The sequence below is a fragment of the Streptomyces sp. NPDC002130 genome (genome assembly GCF_040296465.1).
GTDB lineage: Bacteria > Actinomycetota > Actinomycetes > Streptomycetales > Streptomycetaceae > Streptomyces.
This window is the reverse complement of record NZ_JBEOXI010000706.1, coordinates 1-1,664: the sequence shown is the minus strand read 5'-3', so window position 1 is coordinate 1,664 and position 1,664 is coordinate 1. Positions and strand designations below refer to the sequence as shown.

Below are 1,664 nucleotides of genomic sequence, written 5' to 3'. Positions count from 1 at the left end.
CGCCGTCCTTCACACCCAGCAGCATCGCCTCGATCTCCGCACGGGTGTAGACCAGTGCGGGACCGTCGGGGAAGCGCGAGTTGCGCACGGCCACGCCGCCCCTCACGCGCGAGCGGGGCACAATGCATACCGTGAACGCCGAGAGCCGAAGGGTGACGCCGAGCGTCCCGAGCCGTCTGGCCGTCCCCGCCGGGGTGCTCGCGGCCGTCGCCGCCGCCTTCGCCTACGTGGGCACCGTGGACCCCAACGAGCCCGGCCACTACCCCGTGTGCCCGCTGTTGCGCTACACCGGCCTCTACTGTCCCGGCTGCGGCGGACTGCGCAGCGCGCACGCCTTCGTCCACGGGGACGTCCTCACGGCGCTGCACGCCAACGCCCTCGCGACCCTCGGCTATCTGGGCTTCGCCGTGCTGTGGACCGTATGGGTGGTCCACGCGGTCCGCGGGCGCCCGCTGCGGATCGACCCCCGCCCGGAGCTGGTGTGGGGTGTCGGGGCGTTGCTGCTGGTCTTCTCCGTGGTCCGTAACCTGCCCTTCGGCGGCTGGCTCCACCCTTGATCAACGGACGGACGTCCAGTACGGGGGAGGGACCGGCGTCAACCGGATGCGAGGCCTACGCCCCGCTGCGGATACCATCGCAGTGACCATCGGTTCTCCGATCGGTCGCAGGAACTGTCAAGAGTCTGGAAGGGGGCCGCTCGCGTGAGTGTGCTCGACGAGATCATCGACGGAGTCCGTGCCGACCTCGCGGAGCGGCAGGCGCGCGTCAGCCTCGACGAGCTCAAGGAGCGCGCGGCGAAGGCGCCCGCGGCCAAGGACGGCGTGGCCGCACTGCGCGGCGACGGTGTCAAGGTCATCTGCGAGGTCAAGCGCTCCAGCCCGTCCAAGGGCGCGCTGGCCGCGATCGCCGACCCGGCCGGTCTCGCCGCGGACTACGAGGCGGGCGGCGCGGCCGTCATCTCCGTCCTCACCGAGGAGCGCCGCTTCGGCGGCTCGCTCGCCGACCTCGAGGCGGTCCGGGCCCGGGTGGACATCCCGGTCCTGCGCAAGGACTTCATCGTCACGTCGTACCAGCTGTGGGAGGCCCGCGCCTACGGCGCCGACGTCGTGCTGCTGATCGTCGCCGCCCTCGACCAGCCCGCCCTGGAGTCCCTCATCGAGCGCGCCGAGTCCATCGGGCTCACGCCGCTCGTCGAGGTGCACGACGAGGACGAGGTGGAGCGCGCGGTCGACGCCGGCGCCCGTGTGATCGGCGTCAACGCGCGCAACCTCAAGACCCTCGAGGTCGACCGCGGCACCTTCGAGCGGGTGGCGCCGGAGATCCCCGACCACATCATCAAGATCGCCGAGTCCGGCGTCCGCGGCCCGCACGACCTCATCGCCTACGCCAACGCCGGCGCCGACGCGGTGCTGGTCGGCGAGTCCCTGGTCACCGGCAAGGACCCCAGGACAGCCGTCTCGGACCTCGTCGCGGCCGGCGAGCACCCCGCACTCCGCCACGGCCGGAGCTGATCACCGCTAAGCTTGTCCCGATGACTGACACCCTGACGACCGTGGACCGGTACGCCCGCCTCGCGCGCGGCTGCCGCCCCCGCGGCTGCCGTGCGCCCGCACCCCGGGTCCACGGCCCCCCCGTCCGGGAAGGCAACGGTGACGAGCCGGGCG

The 1,664-nt window shown here is 72.7% G+C and carries 2 protein-coding genes and 1 pseudogene; 2 read left to right on the top strand and 1 reads right to left on the bottom strand.

Features of this window, described 5'->3' with window-relative positions:
- Positions 1-100: pseudogene (locus ABT116_RS44675) on the bottom strand (DUF397 domain-containing protein); the annotation flags it as partial.
- Between the two features lie 22 nt (positions 101-122).
- On the opposite strand from ABT116_RS44675, the gene ABT116_RS44670 reads away from it, so the two are divergent.
- Positions 123-557: a DUF2752 domain-containing protein gene (locus tag ABT116_RS44670; RefSeq protein ID WP_351646673.1), complete on the top strand. Its 435-nt coding sequence runs from the start codon at positions 123-125 to the stop codon at positions 555-557.
- Positions 558-701: 144 nt separating this feature from the next.
- Positions 702-1,511, top strand: a complete 810-nt coding sequence (trpC, locus tag ABT116_RS44665) for an indole-3-glycerol phosphate synthase TrpC (protein ID WP_104779391.1) — start codon at positions 702-704, stop codon at positions 1,509-1,511.
- The last annotated feature ends 153 nt before the right edge of the window (positions 1,512-1,664 follow it).

Bases quoted from the DNA above. Each gene is read 5' to 3' on its own strand.
- ABT116_RS44670 (WP_351646673.1), top strand. From the start codon at position 123: ATGCATACCGTGAACGCCGAGAGCCGAAGGGTGACGCCGAGCGTCCCG.